Source organism: Intrasporangium sp., from assembly GCF_032907665.1.
Lineage (GTDB): Bacteria > Actinomycetota > Actinomycetes > Actinomycetales > Dermatophilaceae > Intrasporangium.
The window spans coordinates 5,953-24,541 of sequence record NZ_JAJJPG010000046.1 but is presented as its reverse complement, the minus strand read 5'-3'; the positions used below and the strand labels follow the sequence as shown (position 1 = coordinate 24,541).

Annotated in this window: 19 protein-coding genes; 14 read left to right on the top strand and 5 right to left on the bottom strand. The window is 70.7% G+C overall.

The genetic code is table 11. The features are described 5' to 3' along the window. Positions 1-1,619 (bottom strand): MFS transporter (locus LOY02_RS09100; protein WP_317182032.1); only part of this gene is annotated, 1,619 nt, incomplete at its 3' end. 148 nt (positions 1,620-1,767) lie between these two features. Between LOY02_RS09100 and LOY02_RS09095 the strand changes: the two genes are divergently transcribed. The 5 genes from LOY02_RS09095 (at position 1,768) to LOY02_RS09075 (ending at position 6,024) form a co-directional block, all read left to right on the top strand. Then, on the top strand, positions 1,768-2,439 hold the full coding sequence (locus tag LOY02_RS09095) for an HAD-IA family hydrolase (RefSeq protein WP_317182031.1): 672 nt from the start codon (positions 1,768-1,770) through the stop codon (positions 2,437-2,439). Between the two features lie 69 nt (positions 2,440-2,508). Continuing rightward, the gene (locus tag LOY02_RS09090; protein WP_317182030.1) at positions 2,509-3,870 is read left to right on the top strand and encodes a pyridoxal phosphate-dependent decarboxylase family protein; all 1,362 of its coding nucleotides are present in this window, start codon (positions 2,509-2,511) and stop codon (positions 3,868-3,870) included. Positions 3,871-4,059: 189 nt separating this feature from the next. After that, positions 4,060-4,353: a DUF3263 domain-containing protein gene (locus LOY02_RS09085; RefSeq protein WP_317182029.1), complete on the top strand. Its 294-nt coding sequence runs from the start codon at positions 4,060-4,062 to the stop codon at positions 4,351-4,353. 64 nt (positions 4,354-4,417) lie between these two features. Beyond that, entirely contained in the window at positions 4,418-4,882 is a 465-nt protein-coding gene (locus LOY02_RS09080; protein WP_317182028.1) for a GNAT family N-acetyltransferase, read from the top strand. Positions 4,883-4,998: 116 nt separating this feature from the next. Beyond that, positions 4,999-6,024 (top strand): P1 family peptidase, encoded by a 1,026-nt coding sequence (locus tag LOY02_RS09075; protein WP_317182033.1) that lies wholly within the window; start codon positions 4,999-5,001, stop codon positions 6,022-6,024. Between the two features lie 10 nt (positions 6,025-6,034). Here LOY02_RS09075 and LOY02_RS09070 read toward each other — a convergent pair whose 3' ends face one another. After that, a complete protein-coding gene (locus tag LOY02_RS09070; RefSeq protein ID WP_317182027.1) occupies positions 6,035-6,430 on the bottom strand; it encodes a DUF393 domain-containing protein in 396 nt (131 codons plus the stop codon). On the opposite strand from LOY02_RS09070, the gene LOY02_RS09065 reads away from it, so the two are divergent. Next, positions 6,429-6,923 (top strand): hypothetical protein, encoded by a 495-nt coding sequence (locus tag LOY02_RS09065; RefSeq protein ID WP_317182026.1) that lies wholly within the window; start codon positions 6,429-6,431, stop codon positions 6,921-6,923. The genes LOY02_RS09070 and LOY02_RS09065 overlap by 2 nt on opposite strands. After that, the gene (locus LOY02_RS09060) at positions 6,920-7,828 is read left to right on the top strand and encodes an HTTM domain-containing protein (RefSeq protein ID WP_317182025.1); all 909 of its coding nucleotides are present in this window, start codon (positions 6,920-6,922) and stop codon (positions 7,826-7,828) included. The genes LOY02_RS09065 and LOY02_RS09060 overlap by 4 nt, the downstream gene beginning before the upstream one ends. Here LOY02_RS09060 and LOY02_RS09055 read toward each other — a convergent pair. Together LOY02_RS09055 and LOY02_RS09050 are read right to left on the bottom strand one after the other, a co-directional pair. After that, positions 7,800-8,669, bottom strand: coding sequence for an MBL fold metallo-hydrolase (locus LOY02_RS09055; RefSeq protein WP_317182024.1), 870 nt, complete (start codon positions 8,667-8,669; stop codon positions 7,800-7,802). The two genes, LOY02_RS09060 and LOY02_RS09055, sit on opposite strands and share 29 nt — an antisense overlap. Before the next feature lie 46 nt (positions 8,670-8,715). Further along, complete coding sequence (locus tag LOY02_RS09050; RefSeq protein WP_317182023.1) at positions 8,716-9,180, bottom strand: hypothetical protein; 465 nt, start codon at positions 9,178-9,180, stop codon at positions 8,716-8,718. 182 nt (positions 9,181-9,362) lie between these two features. Between LOY02_RS09050 and LOY02_RS09045 the strand changes: the two genes are divergently transcribed. The 3 genes from LOY02_RS09045 (at position 9,363) to LOY02_RS09035 (ending at position 12,571) form a co-directional block, all read left to right on the top strand. After that, complete coding sequence (locus LOY02_RS09045) at positions 9,363-9,782, top strand: HIT family protein (protein WP_317182022.1); 420 nt, start codon at positions 9,363-9,365, stop codon at positions 9,780-9,782. A gap of 437 nt (positions 9,783-10,219) precedes the next feature. Beyond that, positions 10,220-11,848, top strand: coding sequence for a chaperonin GroEL (groL, locus tag LOY02_RS09040; RefSeq protein WP_317182021.1), 1,629 nt, complete (start codon positions 10,220-10,222; stop codon positions 11,846-11,848). Positions 11,849-12,034: 186 nt separating this feature from the next. After that, entirely contained in the window at positions 12,035-12,571 is a 537-nt protein-coding gene (locus LOY02_RS09035) for a DinB family protein (RefSeq protein WP_317182020.1), read from the top strand. A gap of 210 nt (positions 12,572-12,781) precedes the next feature. Here LOY02_RS09035 and LOY02_RS09030 read toward each other — a convergent pair whose 3' ends face one another. Further along, positions 12,782-13,069, bottom strand: coding sequence for a WXG100 family type VII secretion target (locus LOY02_RS09030; protein WP_317182019.1), 288 nt, complete (start codon positions 13,067-13,069; stop codon positions 12,782-12,784). Positions 13,070-13,198: 129 nt separating this feature from the next. Between LOY02_RS09030 and LOY02_RS09025 the strand changes: the two genes are divergently transcribed. From LOY02_RS09025 to LOY02_RS09010, 4 genes are all read left to right on the top strand, one after another. Continuing rightward, positions 13,199-13,996, top strand: a complete 798-nt coding sequence (locus tag LOY02_RS09025; protein WP_317182018.1) for a DUF4031 domain-containing protein — start codon at positions 13,199-13,201, stop codon at positions 13,994-13,996. A 149-nt stretch (positions 13,997-14,145) separates the two neighbouring features. Next, entirely contained in the window at positions 14,146-15,579 is a 1,434-nt protein-coding gene (locus tag LOY02_RS09020) for an NAD-dependent malic enzyme (protein WP_317182017.1), read from the top strand. 53 nt (positions 15,580-15,632) lie between these two features. Then, complete coding sequence (aceB, locus tag LOY02_RS09015) at positions 15,633-17,189, top strand: malate synthase A (RefSeq protein ID WP_410505933.1); 1,557 nt, start codon at positions 15,633-15,635, stop codon at positions 17,187-17,189. After that, positions 17,186-18,451 carry a DUF6986 family protein gene (locus tag LOY02_RS09010; protein WP_317182015.1) on the top strand — a complete coding sequence of 422 codons (1,266 nt, stop codon included), beginning with the start codon at positions 17,186-17,188 and terminating at the stop codon, positions 18,449-18,451. The genes aceB and LOY02_RS09010 overlap by 4 nt, the downstream gene beginning before the upstream one ends. The last annotated feature ends 138 nt before the right edge of the window (positions 18,452-18,589 follow it).

The window sequence follows — 18,589 nt, the reverse complement described above, 5'->3', positions numbered from 1 at the left end:
CGGTAGGTGTCGCGGGCGTGGGTCTCGGCCTCCTCGACCGCGCGGGGGACGTGGGCGACGAAGGCGAGGAACTCATCCCGCTCGAGAGTCTGGAGGTCCAGGTCGGTCAGCGCCGACACCGTCGCGGTCCGAGGTGTGTCGTGCAGGAGCGCGAGCTCCCCGAACCAGTCACCGGGTCCGAGCTCGCGCACCAGGTCATCGTCGATCCGCACGGCGGCGGTCCCGGATCTGATGACGTGGAAGGTGTCGCCGGGCGCCCCTTGTCGGACGACCTCGGTGCCCTCGGGGACGGACTCGCGGCGGGACTCGATGGCGAGGCGATCGAGCACGCGCGGGGCGAGGACCGAGAGGATGGGTACGCCCTCGAGCAGCCCCAGGGCGTCGGCCGGGACGGTCGCCGCGGTGTCGAGCCGGAGCAGGCGGCGCAGGAGCACCAGACCGGCCAGGGGGAGCAGCATCCCGGAGAGCACGAACGCGCCGCGGGTGCCGGCGAGCTCGACGAGGAGCGGCACGAGCACCGAGCCGAGGGCGATCGCGGCCATGGTGACGGCTTCCATCAGGCCGAAGACGGCCGTGAGGAGGTGCTCGGGCAGGGCGCGCTGGACGAGGGTTCGCAGGGACACGTCGAAGAAGACCTTGCCCGCGCCGGTGACGGCGAGCAGGACACCGGCCGCGACCGCGGTGGGGGACAGAGCCGTCACCGCGAAGGCGATGCCGCACACCAGGGCCCCGACCAGGATTCCGGGCACGACCCGGGTCCCCGTCGCTATCAGGATCGTCGCGGCAGCCCCGACGAGCCCACCCACCCCGAGGGCCGCGTTGAGCAGGGCAGGCCCCGAGTCGTCCAGGCCGAGAAGGTCGATCGCGAGGACGACGAGCAGGATGTCCATCGTCCCGACGAGGACGTGCTCGACGCTGACGAGGGAGGTCAACGTCCGCGCGGCCGGATGCCTGAGGATCGCCCGGGCGAGCTGCGTGGGACTCCGGTCGAGGCCCTGCGCTGCACCACCGGCTTCCAGTCGCAGCCCGGAGGTCAGCGCGGCGCACCCGAGACACGAGAGTCCCATGACGAGGACGACTCCGCCGGCGCCGGTGGGGCCGATGAGCGCGGCACAGGCGAGGGGGCCGAGGACGACGGCGAGGGCCTCGGCGGACCCCGATGCGGCGTTGCCGACCGTCAGCTCGCCGGTCGTCTGCGCGATCCGCGGCAGCAGGGCGTGGTGCACGGGCCGGGTCATGGTGATCGTGATCGCACCGAGGCAGGCGAGCGTGGCCGAGATGACGTAGGGAGCCCCGGCGATGAGTGCAGCACCGGTCGCGGAGAAGGCGACCCCTTGCGCCGCATACCCCGTGACGAGGGCCGTCACGGGGCGGCGACGGCCACTCCAGGCGGCGATGACGGGGGCGAGGAGCGCCGCGGGGACGAGCTGCACGAGCGCGATCAGGCTCGAGGACCGCAGGCCCCCCTGCTCGAACGCCCACACGAGGATGGCGATCCACGTCGCCCACTCGACGATGCTGAAGACGAGGAACGCGGTGACGACGCGGCGCAACCGACCGCTTCGGAGGGCCGCACGGGTGACCGCGAGTCGACCCGGCTGCGCGTCGTTGGCCCCCATCGCTCTCCGCCCGTCCCCGGTGGTGCGGAGTCCCTCCCCCGACACCGGACGCCCTCCCGTTCCACGATAGGCGGGACCGGGGCCGGCCGAGGGCGAACCGCGAGGAAATGCGTTCTGAGCAGGCGCGCGGGGCGCCTAGGGTAGATCCGTGACAGGAACCTTCACGCCCCGCTGGCCGGTCGTCATCTTCGACCTCGACGGCACCCTCGCCGACACGGTGGACCTCATCGTCGAGTCGTACCAGCACGCCTTCCGCACGGTCCTCGGTCGCGAGGAGAACCCCGACATCATCCGCTCCTGGATCGGGCGTCCCCTCAGCGCGGCCTTCCGCGACCACTCCCCAGAGCATGCCGAGCTGCTCTACGACACCTACCTGACGTGGAACTCCGAGAACACCGAGCGACTCATCCGGGCCTACGAAGGGGCCCGCGAGGTGCTCGTCGCCCTCGGCGAGGCCGGGGCAAAGGTCGGAGTCGCCACGTCCAAGCGTCGCGAGTCCGCCCAGCAGGCGATGGACCTGCTCGGCCTGACGCCCCACATCTCCGCACTCGTCGGCCTCGAGGACACCGAGGTGCACAAGCCCGAGCCGACGCCGCTCCTGCTCGCCCTCCAGCGACTGGGCCACTCCGACCCGTCGCGGGCGGCCTATGTCGGTGACGCCGTCGTCGACGTGCTCGCAGGCAAGGCCGCCGGCATGGCGACCGTGGCGGTGACCTGGGGCGCGGGCGTCCGGGCGAACCTCGAGAAGGTCCGACCCGACGGCATCGCATCGACGACCGCCGAGCTGCACGACCTCCTGCTCGCCCCGGCCGTCTCCTGAGGTGAGCGCGCGTCGGGGACCAGCCCAGCGGCATACGGCCTGATCTCCGGGTAGTCCTAGAGTTCCTCCGTGCACAGCTTCGACAAGGACCCCGACCACATCGCCGTGGAGCAGGTCCTGCGCTACGCGCGGGAACGACTGCTCATGGACCCCGTCCCGCTCGACGGGCCGCAGACGGAGGAGTACCTCAGGAGCGCAGCGGGCCAGACGATCACGGCGGCGGGGCTCGGCGCGATCCGCGCGATGGAGCTCTTCGAGCACACCCTGGCCCCCGCCTGCCTGTCGACCGACCACCCGCGCTACCTGTCCTTCATCCCCTGCGCGCCGACCCGCGAGGCGGCGGCGTTCGACGTCGTCGTCGGGGCGTCATCGATCTACGGCGGGTCCTGGCTGGAGGGCGCCGGGGCGGTGTACGCCGAGAACCAGGCTCTGCGCTGGATCGCCGACCTCGCCGGACTGCCGGAGGAGGCCGGCGGGGTCTTCGTCCCCGGCGGCACCGTCGGCAACCTCTCCGCGCTCGTCGTGGCGCGGCACACTGCCCGCAACCGGGCGAAGGAGGCCGGCACCGGTGCGCGGCCGTGGCGGATCGCGGCGACCGACAATGCCCACTCGTCCGTCGTGTCGATGGCCGCTGTCATGGATGCGGAGGTCTGCGGCGTCCACGTCGACGAGAAGCTGCGCCTCACCGGCCCTGAGCTGCGCAGGACGCTCGAGGAGCACGGCCCCGAGACGTTCTTCGCCGTCGTCGCCACCAGCGGCACGACGAACTTCGGCGTCGTCGACGACCTCGAGTCGGTCGCCGAGGTGTGCGAGGAGTTCGGCCTCTGGCTCCACGTCGACGGTGCCTACGGCGGGGCCGGTCTCGCGGCGCCGTCCGTGCGTCACCTCTTCGCGGGGATCGAGCGTGCCGACTCCTTCATCGTCGACCCGCACAAGTGGCTCTTCGCACCGTTCGACTGCTGCGCGCTGCTCTACCGCGACCCCGAGCTCGCCCGGATCGCCCACACGCAGGAGGCCGGCTACCTCGACGTGCTCACCAAGGCGACCGAGTGGAACCCGACCGACTACTCGATCGGCCTGACCCGCCGCGCCCGCGGACTGCCGCTCTGGTACTCCCTCGCCGTCCATGGCACGGACGCCTACGTCGAGGCCATCGAGGGCACGCTCGACGTGATCCGCCACGCGGCGCGAGAGATCGAGGCTCGTCCCTACCTCGAGCTCGTCCGTGAGCCCGACCTGTCCGTCGTCGTCTTCCGTCGGCTCGGCTGGGCGCCGGAGGACTACCAGGCCTGGACCGACCGGCAGCTCGCCGCGGAGTTCGCCTTCGTCGTCCCGACGACCTTCCGGGGAGAGACCCTGACGCGCTTCGCCGTCGTCAACCCCCACACGACGAAGGAGGACGTCACGGCCATCCTCGACACGATGGCCTGAAAGGGCCGGGTGAATGACACCCGTGTGATTCGGCGACTAAGGTGGGTAGTGGAGCCAACGCGATCGAGTTCAGGTGATGATCATCCTCCCGAGTGGAAGGCACGCACCCGGAGTCGCTACCGTTTCGCACGACACGCCGGACCCGGCACCGAACCGACACACACCCGGCCAACCCCAGAGACAGGGACCATGAGCACAGAACACGCCACGGAGCACACGCACCACTCCGAGAGCGCGCTCAGTGACCGGGACCTCGAGATCCTGGCCTTCGAGCGGCAGTGGTGGAAGTACGCCGGCTCGAAGGAGCAGGCCATCAAGGAGCTCTTCGACATGAGCTCCACGCGCTACTACCAGGTGCTCAACGCCCTGCTGGACAACCCGGCGGCGCTCGCGGCCGACCCCATGCTCATCAAGCGCCTGCGCCGCATGCGGGCCAGCCGTCAGCGGGCACGCACGAGCCGTCGCCTCGGCTTCAACGGCTGACCGCGACCGCCGAGGGCAGGGCGAACCTCACGCTGCTCGCGGCCCGCCGTGGTTCACTTCCCCCATGGCCGACGTCGTGGTGCGCCGTGCCGGTGCCGATGACGCCCTGGTCGTCGCCGCCCTGCACCTCCAGTTCGCACGGGAGCTCGGCATGCCGTCCGAGTCCGGCTACCTCGACCGCTTCGTCGACGCCTGGCTCGCCGAGCGACCCGACCGGCCGACGTGGGTCGCCGAGGCCCGGGGCGAGCACGCCGGCATCCTCGAGACACGCCGCATCCGCGCGCTGCCCTGGCCCGGCCGCAGGGACGTGAGCTGGCTCCACGTCGGGGGCCTCTTCGTCACCCCCGGCTGCCGCGACCTCGGGGTCGCTCGGGCCCTCACCGAGGCCATGATCGAATGGTCCCGGGCCACCGACGTGAAGTGGATCCGGGTGAACGCCGCGGACGAGAAGGAGCAACAGTTCTACGAGCGGCTCGGCTTCACCTCGCCGGGCCGGCTCATGGAGTTCGACCTGAGGGACCCCGAGTGACTGACCGTTCTGACCAGACCGACCGTTCCCGCGCCACCGACCATGCTGACGACACCCCCCGCTCCCGTGCTGGGGACGCCGGCGAGACCACCTGCCGGCCCGGACCGACCAACTCGATCGTCGACGTCGCGGGCATCCGGGTCGGACACTGCACCCGCGACGAGCCGGGCTGGCTCACAGGTGTCACCGCAGTCGTCGCGCCCCCCGAGGGGGCCGTGGCCGGTGTCGACGTCCGCGGCGGCGGACCCGGCACGCGCGAGACCGACCTGCTCGACCCGCGCAACCTCGTCGACCGCGTCAATGCAGTCGTGCTCGGTGGTGGCAGTGCGCCCGGGCTGGGCGCGGCAGACGGGGTCATCGAGGGCCTCTTCGACGACGGCCAGGGTTGGCCGATGCGTGAGCCGGGCCAGGTCGTGCCGATCGTCCCGGCTGCCATCCTCTTCGACCTCGGACGCGGGGGCACCTGGCGCAACCATCCGCGCGCCGGGGACGGGAGGGCGGCATACGATGCAGCCACCTCCTCCGCTGTTGCCCAGGGGTGCGTCGGGGCGGGGACGGGAGCGCGCGTCGGCGGCCTCAAGGGCGGGGTGGGGTCGGCGAGTGTCGTCCTCGAGTCGGGGGTCACCGTGGCCGCTGTCGTCGCGCTCAACGCGGTCGGCTCCGCAGTGGACCCCGCCACGGGTCGGCCGTATGCCGCTGGGCTCGGTCTCGCGGGGGAGTTCGCCCACGTCGGGGTGGCGTCTCCCGAGGATGTGGCAGCGGCTCGCACGAGAGCCGAGTCGCTGCCGGACCGGATGGCCGGGATCCCGGCCATGGCCACGACGATCGGGGTCATCGCCACCGATGCGACCCTCTCCAAGGCGCAGTGCCAGAAGCTTGCGGGCATCGGGCACGACGGGCTCGCCAGGGCGGTCAAACCGGTCCACACGCCGTTCGACGGCGACACCCTCTTCGCCATGGCGACGGGCGGGCGTGGCGCCGTCGAGCCTGCTGACCTGATGCTGCTCATGGAGGCCGGAGCCGACTGCGTCGCCCGCGCCGTCGTGTGGGCCCTGCTCACCGCGACTTCGGTCGACCGGTCGGCCGCCGGGGGCGTCGCGATCCGGTCCTGGTCGGAGGCCTTCCCGTCCGCGCTCGCCTGAGGCTGGGTGGTCAGTCGCGGGAGGCCGTGGGGGGCAGCGCGCACGCCGGGGTGCCCCCGGGCAGCTGGTGGCGGTGCTCCGACACCCAGGCGTAGACCCAACGAGCAACGCCGTCGATGCCGGGCGCCGTGATGAGGCGGCCCAACGGTCGCCAGGCGGGGGAGCCGTGCCTCAGCGCCTGGGCGATCGCCCGGTGTCCCGCGTGAACCGTGCCGTCGGCCGTGACGAACTGCGCGGCCTCGACGCACTCCGCTTCGGTGAGGCCGAATGCGCTAAGGTCGACCCGCTGCCACGGCTCCACGGCGTAGCGGCCCCTGCGGTCGGCCCGTGAGCGGAGGAACTCCGCAGACGAGGTGCAGAAGGCGCAGTCGCCATCGAAGATGAGCAGGGGGACCGACGCGGGCATGGGTCAAGTCAACCACGGCACGCCGATCCGCCTGTCACGCGGGGGAATCGCCGTGCGGACAGTGGTCATGGCGGCGGTCGTCGTGGGTGTCGTGCTGGGGACGTGGCTGCGCAACGACCAGGGGTGGCCCTTTGCTCCGATGAGCCAGTTCGCCTTCGCGGTCAGCACGTCTGACGGCGAGATCCACTCCCGGTACCTCGAGGCGATGACCGTCGACGGCGAGCGGATGCGGCTCGACCTCAACCGGGGTGCGCTCGGGCTGCAGCGAGCCGAGATCGAGGGGCAGCTGTGGTCGTTCACCCAGCAGCCGTCGCTCCTGCAGGGCATCGCAGTGCTCCACGCCCGTCGGTCCCCGAGCTCGCCGCGGCTTGCGACGATCGAGGTCATGGACGACGTGCGGCTCGTCCGCGACGGTCGGGCGGGTGACCCGGTCACGCGCACCGTGGTCTCGTGGGCTGTCATCGCGCCCGAGGCTCCGGAGGAGCTGCCGTGAGTGCGGACCGGCAGGTCGGCGCGCTTCGCCGCTGGGCCTTCCGTCCGGTGCCCGTCGCGCGGGCTGCCCGGTTGCGTGCCGCCATCTACCTCGTGACCGTGCTCGACGTCCTCTTCTTCGTCACCGACCCCATCGACCACGGCGACGTGCCGGCCGCGCTCTACCAGCCGCTGCCGGTCAGGGACCTGCTGCACCTGCCCCAACCATCACCGCTCTACACGCGGGTGCTGCTCGTCGTCATCCTCGTCAGCGCCCTCGTGGCTGCGGCTGGGCGGTTCCCACGGGTGGCGGGGTGGGTGTGTGCGCTGGCGATGCTCGACTGGGTGAGCAACGGGATGTCCTACGGCAAGGTCGACCACGACCACTTCGCCCTGGTGGTCGCCCTCTTCGTGCTGCCCAGCGTCGGTCGCGCGGGGTGGAGCGACCTGCGCCACTCCGAGGCGGCCGGCTGGGCGCTGCGACTCGTGCAGGTCGCCGTCGTCGCGACCTACTTCCTGTCCGCAGTGGCCAAGGTGAGGGAGGGCGGGTGGCTGTGGGGGAGCTCCGCGACGCTCCTCTGGGCGCTGAGCCGCCGCGGCGCCGTCCAGCCCGCCCAGTGGCTCTCGACCCAGCTGCTCATCACCCAGCTCATGCAGTGGGTCGTCTTCTGCATGGAGCTGCTGACGCCTCTCATGCTGTGGCTGCGCGGCCGCGCGCTCCATCTCGTCGTGGTGTTCTGGGTCCTCTTCCACGCCAGCACGTACGCCCTCCTGACGATTCACTTCCTGCCGACAGCGGTCTGTCTGCTCGCCTTCCTGCCGCTGGAGCGGGCACGCCTCCGACGGCGATCCGCGACATCCGCCGGCGTCGAGCCAGCCGTGGAAGAGGCTCGGCCGGTCAGGCGGGCTCGGCCGGTCGGGACGTGAGCTGCTCCCAGCCGCGCCGGAAGGCGGAGTCGAGCCGCTCCAGGTCGTAGGGCAGGCGCTCGTCCGGCTCGGACAGGGCGGCCTCGAGCGACCAGCCCGCGCCCTGGCGCTCGCGGATGACGCGGTCGACCATCGCGATCTCATCGCGCTGCCGACGGACGAACTCGGCGTCGACCGGCTTGCCGTGGCCGGGCACGACGACGCTCGTCGGGCCGAGCCAGCCGAGGTGCTCGGTCAAGGTGTCGGGCCAGTCGAGCGGCCAGCTATCGCCCCCGAACGAGGGCGTGGCCGACTCCTCGATGAGGTCCCCGAGGAACATCGCGTCGGCATCCGGGATGTGGACGCCGATGTCGCCGTCGGTGTGTCCCCGCCCGGCCCAGCTCATGGTGACGGCGCGATCGCCGAGGTCGATCGTGGCGCTCAGCTCGAAACTGCGGTCCGGCGGGCGGACCTCCGTGGCGAGGACCTCGACGACGTCGCGGGACGTGTAGCCGGCCTCGGGGCCGTCGCCCGGGTCGGCCCGGAAGAGGGCCTTGATGCGGTCGGCGTCCGCATCGACGGCCCGCGCGACGTTGGCGTGCGCATGGACCGTGGCTGCGGTGAACGCGGTGTTGCCGAACGTGTGGTCGAAGTGGACATGGGTGTTGACGACATGGCGCACCTCGATGTCGGATCCGAGGCGCCGGATGTCGTCGAGGACCGCGAAGCCCTGCAGGCAGCTCGCCCTCGTGTCGACGACGACGGCGCCGTCCCGCCCGAGGACGAGGCCGACATTGACGTCCCACTGCGGGTAGCGGGCCACGAAGACCCGGTCCGCCACCTCGTGAAAACCCGAAGCCATCATCGCGACTACCTCACGCTGTCCGCTTTGCCTGGTGCCCGCCACGCTATCGGGCGTGGGTCCGGTCGCGCGCGGGCTGTCCGGTTCGTCTACCTTGGTAGGCGATGCGAGCGGAGATGAGAGCCCGAGAGCGAGCCGCCCGACGTCGCCGCAACGCGGTCGTCGCAGCCGCGGTAGCGGTGGTGGGGCTGGTTGCGGGGATGCTCCTGTGGTGGCCGGACGAGAGCCCCTGGCAGGAGCAGCCGCTCTCGTTGGGCCTGACCTCGACAACCCCCTCGACAACCCTCGGATCGGAGTGGACCCAGGAGCCCGCCGGCAGCGACTGGCGGACCGTCACGCCTCCAGGCGCAGCCACGCCGACGTCGGCCACGACCTCGAGCTCGACCACGACCATCCGGAACTCGACCTCCACCGCGGCGGCAGTGCCGGCGACAACGCAACGCTCCACGGCCACCACGACGCCGTCCTCGTCGTCGACCACGACAACGCCCCCGACGACGACGCGGACCAACGGGCCTCCGAGCAAGCCGCCGAACCCGAACAAACCCACCAAGCCCCCGAAGCCCGACCCGGACGCCGACACGGCGGACTGCTCCGTCGAGATCCTCTGGGTGTGCCTGTGACCCGTGGGGTCTGACGGTACGGCCTGACGGGAGCCCGTCGACCGGGTGAGCCCGTGGCACGCTGGGCGTCATGGACTGCACCTTCTGTGCGATCGTCGCTGGGGACGTCCCGGCCGACGTCGTCATCGACGAAGCCGACTTCGTCGCGTTCCTGGACCGCCGGCCGGTCTTCAAGGGTCACGTCCTGCTCGTCCCGAGGACCCACGTCCCCACCCTGCTCGACCTGCCCGGCACGCTGCACGCGGGACTCACGGAGACCGCCAGTCGGCTCGCGGCTGCCGCCGTGGCCGGGCTGGGGGCCCAGGGCACGTTCGTCGCGATGAACAATGTCGTCAGCCAGTCCGTCCCCCACCTGCACGTCCACGTGGTGCCGCGGACCAAGGGCGACGGCCTCCGAGGGTTCTTCTGGCCACGGACGACGTATGCGAGTGACGAGGAGTCGGCGACGTATGCCGCAAGGCTGGTTGCCGCTCTGCCGAGTCCCTCCTGACGCGGTGCGTTCGCGGATGTTGTCCGGGCCACTCGACATGGGGAGAGGGTGGAGTCCGGAGGCCACCGGCGTGAGAGCGCGAGCCCAGCGGCATACGACCTGGGTTCCCTGGGGGACCCTGCGTGGCCCAGCGCGCGGTTCTCGGGGCACGCCGACCCCGCGTGCGAGCTCCCGAGGGTTTGCACTCGCACCCCGAGAGTGCCAATAATGGCGTTAGCACTCTCCCCCGGGGAGTGACAGATATGGGCCGCACGCCGAGGGGCGGTGTCTCACAGCGACGTGAGCTGCGAGTGCCGCCTCGTCCGTCGCGGGCGACGTGCGGGCCACCAACCAACGTAGCGAGTGACGCAGGGCGCGAAGATCGACCGAGCTCCAGCGAGGTGGACCTGAGCGCTCGCCGTGTCAGTCGCAGAACTCGTGTGGGAGGAACCACCCGAATGGCCAAGACCATTGCGTTTGACGAAGAGGCGCGGCGCGCCCTCGAGCGCGGCATGAACACGCTTGCCGACGCCGTCCGCGTCACCCTCGGCCCGAAGGGCCGCAACGTCGTCCTGGAGAAGAAGTGGGGCGCGCCCACGATCACCAACGACGGCGTCTCGATCGCCAAGGAGATCGAGCTCGACGACCCCTACGAGAAGATCGGCGCCGAGCTCGTCAAGGAAGTTGCCAAGAAGACCGACGACGTCGCCGGTGACGGCACGACCACCGCCACCGTCCTGGCCCAGGCCATGGTGCGCGAGGGTCTGCGCAACGTCGCCGCGGGCGCGAACCCGATGGGCCTCAAGCGCGGCATCGAGAAGGCCGTCGAGGCCATCTCCGAGCAGCTGCTCGGCATGGCCAAGGACATCGAGACCAAGGAGCAGATCGCCTCGACCGCCTCGATCTCCGCTGCTGACACCCAGGTCGGCGAGATCATCGCCGAGGCCATGGACAAGGTCGGCAAGGAAGGCGTCATCACCGTCGAGGACTCCAACACCATGGGCCTCGAGCTGGAGATGACCGAGGGCATGCGCTTCGACAAGGGCTACATCTCGGCATACTTCGTCACCGACACCGAGCGCATGGAGGCTGTCCTCGACGACGCCTACGTCCTCGTCGCCAACTCCAAGATCAGCGCGATCAAGGACCTCATCCCGCTGCTCGAGAAGGTCATGCAGTCGGGCAAGCCGCTGCTCATCATCGCCGAGGACGTCGAGGGTGAGGCCCTCGCGACCCTCGTCGTGAACAAGATCAAGGGCACGTTCAAGTCCGTCGCCGTCAAGGCTCCGGGCTTCGGCGACCGCCGCAAGGCCATGCTCACCGACATCGCCATCCTCACCGGCGGCCAGGTCATCTCCGAGGAGGTCGGCCTCAAGCTCGAGAACGCCACCCTCGACCTGCTCGGCCGTGCTCGCAAGGTCGTCGTCACCAAGGACGAGACGACCATCGTCGAGGACGCCGAGGACCGCAGCGCGATCGAGGGCCGCATCAGCCAGATCAAGGCCGAGATCGAGAACTCCGACTCGGACTACGACCGCGAGAAGCTGCAGGAGCGCCTCGCCAAGCTCGCCGGCGGCGTCGCCGTCATCAAGGCGGGCGCGGCCACCGAGGTCGAGCTCAAGGAGCGCAAGCACCGCATCGAGGACGCCGTCCGCAACGCCAAGGCTGCCGTCGAGGAGGGCATCGTCGCCGGTGGTGGCGTCGCCCTCATCCAGGCCGCCAAGGCCGTCGACGACCTCAAGCTCGAGGGCGACGAGGCGACCGGTGCCAACATCGTCAAGGTCGCGACCGAGGCCCCGCTCAAGCAGATCGCGATCAACGCCGGCCTCGAGGGCGGTGTCGTGGCCGAGAAGGTGCGTCAGCTCGAGCCCGGTCACGGCCTCAACGCCGCGACGGGCGAGTACGGCGACCTGCTCGCCGCCGGCATCATCGACCCGGTCAAGGTGACGCGCTCGGCGCTGCAGAACGCCGCGTCGATCGCCGCGCTCTTCCTCACGACCGAGGCCGTCATCGCCGACAAGCCGGAGAAGACCCCGGCCGCTCCGGCTGGCGGAGACATGGGCGACATGGGCGGCATGGGCTTCTGACGAAGCCGAGCGGAGGTTGGGCGAGCTTGCGAGCCATCCCGCCGAAGCGGAGTCGAGGATGAAGCCGAGAAGACTGGGCTTCTGAGCAGACTCTCCGTCATCGAGTGCCGAACGCGCGGAATGTCGCGCGTTCGGCACTCACCCTTTTCGGGTGCCCTCGCGGCCGTGTGTCGGTAGCGTCGTCCCATGTCCCAGGCAATGCGTGAGGAGCGACAGCGGCCCGCCTTCGTGGCGGACGAACGGACCCAGCTCGTCGGCTGGCTCGACCTCCAGCGGGAGATCGTCCGCTGGAAGTGCGACGGCCTCTCCGACGAGGACGCCCATCGCGCGGTGATCCCGACCTCGCCGCTGATGACGGTGGCGGGGCTGGTCTCCCACCTGAGGTGGACCGAGCACACGTGGTTCGAGGTGGCCTTCCTCGGCGGGCCGATCGAAGGACCGCAGTTCGCCGAGGGCCCGAACGGTGAGGAGCTCGACAACGACTGGCGCGTCGAGGGCATCCCCCTGGCCCGGGTCGTCGAGGACTACCGGCTGCAGTGCGAGCGGTCCAACGAGGTCATCGCTGCCCATGCCCTCGAGCAGGTCGGCCGCGGCACAGGCTGGCCGTCGGCCAATGCCACCCTCCGGTGGATGCTGCATCACATGCTCGAGGAGACGGCACGACACGTCGGCCATCTCGACATCGTTCGCGAGCTGCTCGACGGGCGGAAGGGCTACTACTGACACCGATCGCCCCAACCGACCGGAAGGCACTGGCACCGACCGGCTGGGTCACGCCACGCGTCGGGGCGACCGGAGGGCGGCTCCCGTTCGTGGGGAGCCGCCCCCCGGCCTGGGGCTCGATCCGGGCCAGGGGCAGTGAGTGTCAATCCCGGATCGAGGGCTCTTCGGGGGCTTTCGAGGCCCTACGAGGGCCATTCGAGGTTGGACGCGTCAGGAGAACATCGCCCGGGTGGCCGTCTCGTGCTGCTCGTAGGCCGTGGAGGCCTTCGCGGTGAGGGTGCTGATCTCGCCGAGGGTGGTGTTGATCCTCAGCTGCATCTGGTTGTAGCGCTCCATGACGTCGTCGAACTGCGTGCGCGCGGGTCCCTCCCACGCACCGCTGAGTGAGCCGAGCCGACCGCGGAGCGCGGTGGTCGCCGACTGGATGTCGTCGGACAGTCGTTGGATGTCGACAGCGGCAGCGCGAATCGCCTCGGTGTCGACGACGGACCTGGCCATGGTGCTTCTCCTTCGATCGGGCGCGGTGGCCGGTTGGTGACCTGACCCCGTGAACGCTAGACGGGCGCGACGATCGGCCCTCCACGTTGTCCACAAGGCCTGTCGTCGCGACTGACTAGGCTCGCTGATGTGACGTTGTGGATCGACGAGCCGATCTGGCCGGCGCACGGCCGGCACTTCGCGCACCTCGTGAGCGACTCGTCCTATGCGGAGCTGCACGCCTTCGCTCGGGCCGTCGGCCTGCACCCTCGGTCCTTCGACGGGGACCACTACGACGTGCCGGACGCCCGCTGGGCCGAGGTGGTCGCAGCGGGGGCCACGGTGACGACCGGGGTCGACCTCACCCGCCGGCTCAACGCCTCCGGCCTGCGCCTGCGCAAGCGCCGGGGCGATCGGGGGCTGGCCCGCTATCTCGACCTCCCGTTCCCCAACGGGCCGAGCGATGTCGACCTCATCGCCTCCACCCGCCCGGTCCCGGAGGCCGAGGTCTTCGCCGCGATGCTCTTCGTCCGCGACGCAGAGGGCCATTTCGCGGCAGTTCACAGCATCCGTCGGGCCCAGTGGGGATCTCCGGGTGGGTGGCGCGAGCCGGGGGAGACGCCGATCGACAACGCCCTCCGCGAGACCCATGAGGAGACGGGACTGCGCGTCGAGCGGTCCCGCGTCAGGGTCGTCGGCTACGAGCGGTTCACGCCACGCACCCCCGACAACATCATCGACCCGAGGCGACCTTACCTGCAGGTCTACCGGACCGAGCTCACCGAGGTGCGCCCCGCCCTGACCGGGGGTGACGAGGGCATCCACGAGACCCGTTGGGTCACGCCGGCCGAGTACGCCGAGCTGTGCTCCCAGCTCTTCTGGTGGCCTCTCGCAGCAGCGGCCTACCACGATCTCCAGGGCCTGGCAGGGCACCAGCTCGTCGAGTGACCAATCTCCTTGTGGCCGGACCCCGATGGGCACTTGCGGAGCACGCCGGATCGGTGGTGGTGTTGCTGTGGCGCTGCTGGGTCCGAGGGCAGGTCAGGAGCAGTCCGCGCCGCCCCGCGTCATCCACTCCCCAAGGAGAACCGAAGAACATGCGTGCACCGAGCCCCGGCTATGCCATCACCGTTCGAGTGGAGGCCCCGGCGTCGGCCGGTGCCACGGGCGGGCTCGTCGCGGCGGTCCAGCGGGCCGGGGGCTCGCTCACCGCCCTCGACATCGCCGAGTCCACGCACGACCGGCTCGTCGTCGACGTCACCTACGACGCGTCCGACGCCGAGCACGCCGAGGAGATCGCCGAGGAGCTCGCCCTGGTCCCGGACGTCACGGTGCGCAAGGTGAGCGACCGCACCTTCCTCATGCACCTCGGCGGCAAGCTCGAGGTCAACCCCAAGGTGCCGCTCAAGCACCGCGACGACCTGTCGCGCGCCTACACGCCCGGCGTCGCCCGCGTCTGCCTCGCCATCGCCGCGAACCCCGCCGACGCCCGCCGCCTGACGATCAAGCGCAACACCGTCGCCGTCGTCACCGACGGCTCGGCCGTGCTCGGGCTCGGAAACATCGGGCCGGCAGCGGCGCTGCCGGTCATGGAGGGCAAGGCAGCCCTCTTCAAGCAGTTCGCGGGCGTCGATGCCTGGCCCGTCTGCCTCGACACGCAGGACACGGAAGAGATCATCTCCATCGTCAAGGCGATCGCTCCCGTCTATGGGGGGATCAACCTCGAGGACATCGCTGCGCCACGGTGTTTCGAGATAGAGCGACGGCTGCGGGCAGAGCTCGACGTCCCCGTCTTCCATGACGACCAGCACGGGACGGCGATCGTCGTCCTCGCGGCGCTGACCAACGCGCTGCGTGTCGTCGGCAAGGACATCGGCGACGTGCGGATCGTCATGAGCGGAGTCGGCGCCGCAGGTCACGCGATCATCGAGCTGCTCCTCGCCCAAGGCGCCACCGACATCGTCGCCTGCGGGCGCGCCGGGGCCATCCACGCCGGCCAGGCCTACGGTGACCCGGACCGCGAGTGGATCGCCCAGCACACCAACCTGCGCCGCGAGGAAGGATCGCTTCGCGAGGTGATCCGGGGGTCGGACGTCTTCATCGGCGTGTCGGCGCCCAACCTCCTCACCGGCGACGACATCGCGGCCATGGCCGACGACGCGATCGTCTTCGCACTGGCCAACCCGGACCCCGAGGTCGACCCCCTCGCGGCCGGCAAGCACGCGGCGGTCGTCGCGACCGGGAGGTCTGACTACCCCAACCAGATCAACAACGTCCTCTGCTTCCCGGGCTTCTTCCGCGGGATGCTCGACTCCGGAGCCAAGGACATCACCCAGGAGGTCATGGTCGCGGCGGCGACGGCCATCGCCGACTCGGTGACCCCTGAGGAGCTCAACGCGAGCTACATCGTCCCCTCGGTGTTCGACCCGGTGGTGGCTCCCGCTGTCGCCCACGCCGTGCGAGCGGCCGTCGAGTCGGCTGGGGCCGCCGCGCCGGAGACGCGCACGACTCCGGTGGGGAAGGTGCTCTGAGCATCGTGCCTGGTCGCACCGGAGTCGAGGTCACTGGGGCGCACGTCGAGGGGATGGAGGCCGTTCTCACCCCCGAGTCGCTCGCGTTCGTGGCCTCGCTCCAGCGGGAGTTCGGCTCGCGACGTGACGCACTGCTCGCTGCACGTCGGGCTCGGCGTGAGGAGGTGGCGCGGTCGGGGCGGCTCGACTTCCTGACCGAGACGGCGCACGTCCGAGACAGCGAGTGGACCGTCGCTCCGGCTCCCGCCGACCTCGTGGACCGACGCGTCGAGATGACCGGCCCGACGGACCGCAAGATGACGATCAACGCGCTCAACTCGGGGGCGCAGGTGTGGCTGGCCGACTTGGAGGACGCGAGCACGCCGCACTGGCGCAACGTCATCGGCGGCCAGGTCAACCTGCGCGACGCGATCCGCAGGACCATCAGCTACACGTCGCCGGACGGCAAGACCTACGAGCTGCGGACCGGCGAGCGTCTTCCGACGATCGTCCTGCGCCCGCGCGGCTGGCACCTCGACGAGCGGCACATCCTCGTCGACGACAGACCCGTCGTCGGGGCCCTCGTCGACTTCGGCCTCTACTTCTTCCACAACGCGCGCGCCCTGGTCGACGCCGGCAGCGGTCCCTACTTCTACCTGCCCAAGACCGAGTCGCACCTCGAGGCACGTCTCTGGGACGACGTCTTCACCTTTGCCGAGCAGTCCCTCGAGGTTCCCCTCCCGCACGGGACGGTGCGGGCGACGGTCCTCATCGAGACGATCCCGGCCGCCTTCGAGATGGAGGAGATCCTCTACGAACTGCGCGACCACGCCTCGGGGCTCAACGCCGGACGCTGGGACTACCTCTTCTCCATCATCAAGTACTTCCGTGACGCCGGTCCGGAGTTCGTCCTGCCGGATCGCGCCGCCGTGCCGATGACGACGCCGTTCATGGGCGCCTACGCCGAGCTGCTCGTCCAGACCTGCCACAAGCGCGGCGCCCACGCCATCGGCGGGATGTCCGCGTTCATCCCCAGTCGCAGTGACGACGAGGTCAACCGTCGAGCCTTCGACCAGGTGCGCAAGGACAAGGAGCGCGAGGCCGGACAGGGCTTCGACGGCTCCTGGGTCGCCCATCCCGACCTGGTCCCGATCTGTCGTGAGGTCTTCGACGGGGTGCTCGGTGAACGCCCGAACCAGCTCGCCGTGCTGCGTGAGGACGTCGACGTCGCGGCCGAGGACCTCCTCGACCTCCAGTCCGCCGCGGGCGCCGTCACCCGTGAGGGTCTTCGTACCAACGTCGAGGTCGGCCTGCTCTACCTCGAGTCCTGGCTCGGCGGCACGGGTGCGGTCGCCATCCACAACCTCATGGAGGATGCGGCCACTGCCGAGATCTGCCGCTCGCAGATCTGGCAGTGGGTCCACAACGGCTCGACGCTGGACGACGGCACGCCGGTCACCGCTGACCTCGTCCGTGAGCTGCTCGCTGCCGAGGTCACGCGGCTGCGGTCATCGGACGCCGTCGATGCCGAGCGGCTGCAGGTGGCGGCCCGGGTGTTCGAGCAGGTCGCTCTCGCAGCTGAGTTCGTCGAGTTCCTCACGTTGCCCGCCTACGACGCCTCGGGCGAATGAACCTCGACGAGCTGACCGCGCGTCTGGATGACCAGCTGGCGGGGGCCGACGCCGCCTTCGCGCGTCAGTTCCCCGGTGACCGGGGCGTGCGCCAGCCCGTCCACACGGTGTACGTCCCCGCCGGCTCGTATGCCGCTGGGCTCGCGCCCGACTGGGGTGCTCGTGCGCTCGCCGTCCTCGACGAGCACGGGTCGGACGCCGGGTCGTTCGCGCGAGCCGTCGGCCTTCCCGAGCCGGTGATGGAGGAGGTCTATCCCCGAGTCCGGGCCAAGCTCGAGCGAGAGCCGATCGAGGACCTGCGCATCGACTTCGAGGACGGCTACGGCCAGCGTCCTGACGACGAGGAGGACGCGGCGGCCGCCGCGGCAGTGGTCGCTCTCGCTGACTCGCTCGAGGGCGCGGCTGGCGCTGCGCGAACCGCGGCGCCCTTCCACGGCATCCGGTTCAAGTCCTTCGACCCGGCGACCCGGCGGCGCGGGATCCGCACGCTGGATCTCTTCGTCGGAGGGCTGGCCCGACGCGGTGCGCTCAGGGACGGTTTCCGACTGACCCTGCCGAAGGTGACGTCCGTCGAGCAGGCCGCGGCGATGGTGACGGCGTGCGAGTGGCTGGAGCAGGCCCACGGGCTGGACCGGGGACGGCTGGCCTTCGAGATCCAGGTCGAGACACCCCAGGCCGTCCTCGGACCGGACGGAACAGCCTTGGTGGCGCGCATGATCCGTGCATCGCAGGGCCGGTGCATCGGTCTGCACTACGGCACCTATGACTACTCGGCATCCACCGGGATCGCGGGCGAGTACCAGAGCCTGGAGCATCCGGTCGCCGACCATGCCAAGGCGGTCATGCAGGTGGTCGCGGCCGGAACCGGGGTCCACCTGTCCGACGGGTCGACGAACATCCTCCCGGTCGGCGACGGTGCTGGGGTCCGACGGGGCTGGGCTCTGCACGCGCGGCTGGTGCGGCGATCTCTCGAGCGGGGCTACTACCAGGGCTGGGACCTCCACCCGGCGCAGCTGCCCACCCGGTTCGCCGCGACCTTCGCGTTCTATCGGGAGGGGTTCGCCTCTGCTGCGACCCGGCTGGGCGCCTACGTGGGTGAGGGCGACTCCACGTACCTCGACGAGCCCGCTACCGCCCTTGCGCTCGCGAGCTTCGTGCTACGAGGGGTCGAGTGCGGTGCCGTGGACGACGATGAGCTTCTGGAAGTCGGCCTCGACCGAACTGCCCTCGCGCGTTTGGCCCGCCGCGGCCCCACCGTCTGACCGCCGAGACCCTCGCCAGTCGAGTGGCCCGGGAGTCCACAGGCGGGTTGTGCACGATGGGGCACTCGACTGGGCGGTGGTGCTCGAGTGGCCCGGGAGTCCACAGGCGGGTTGTGCACGATGGGGCCACTCGACTGG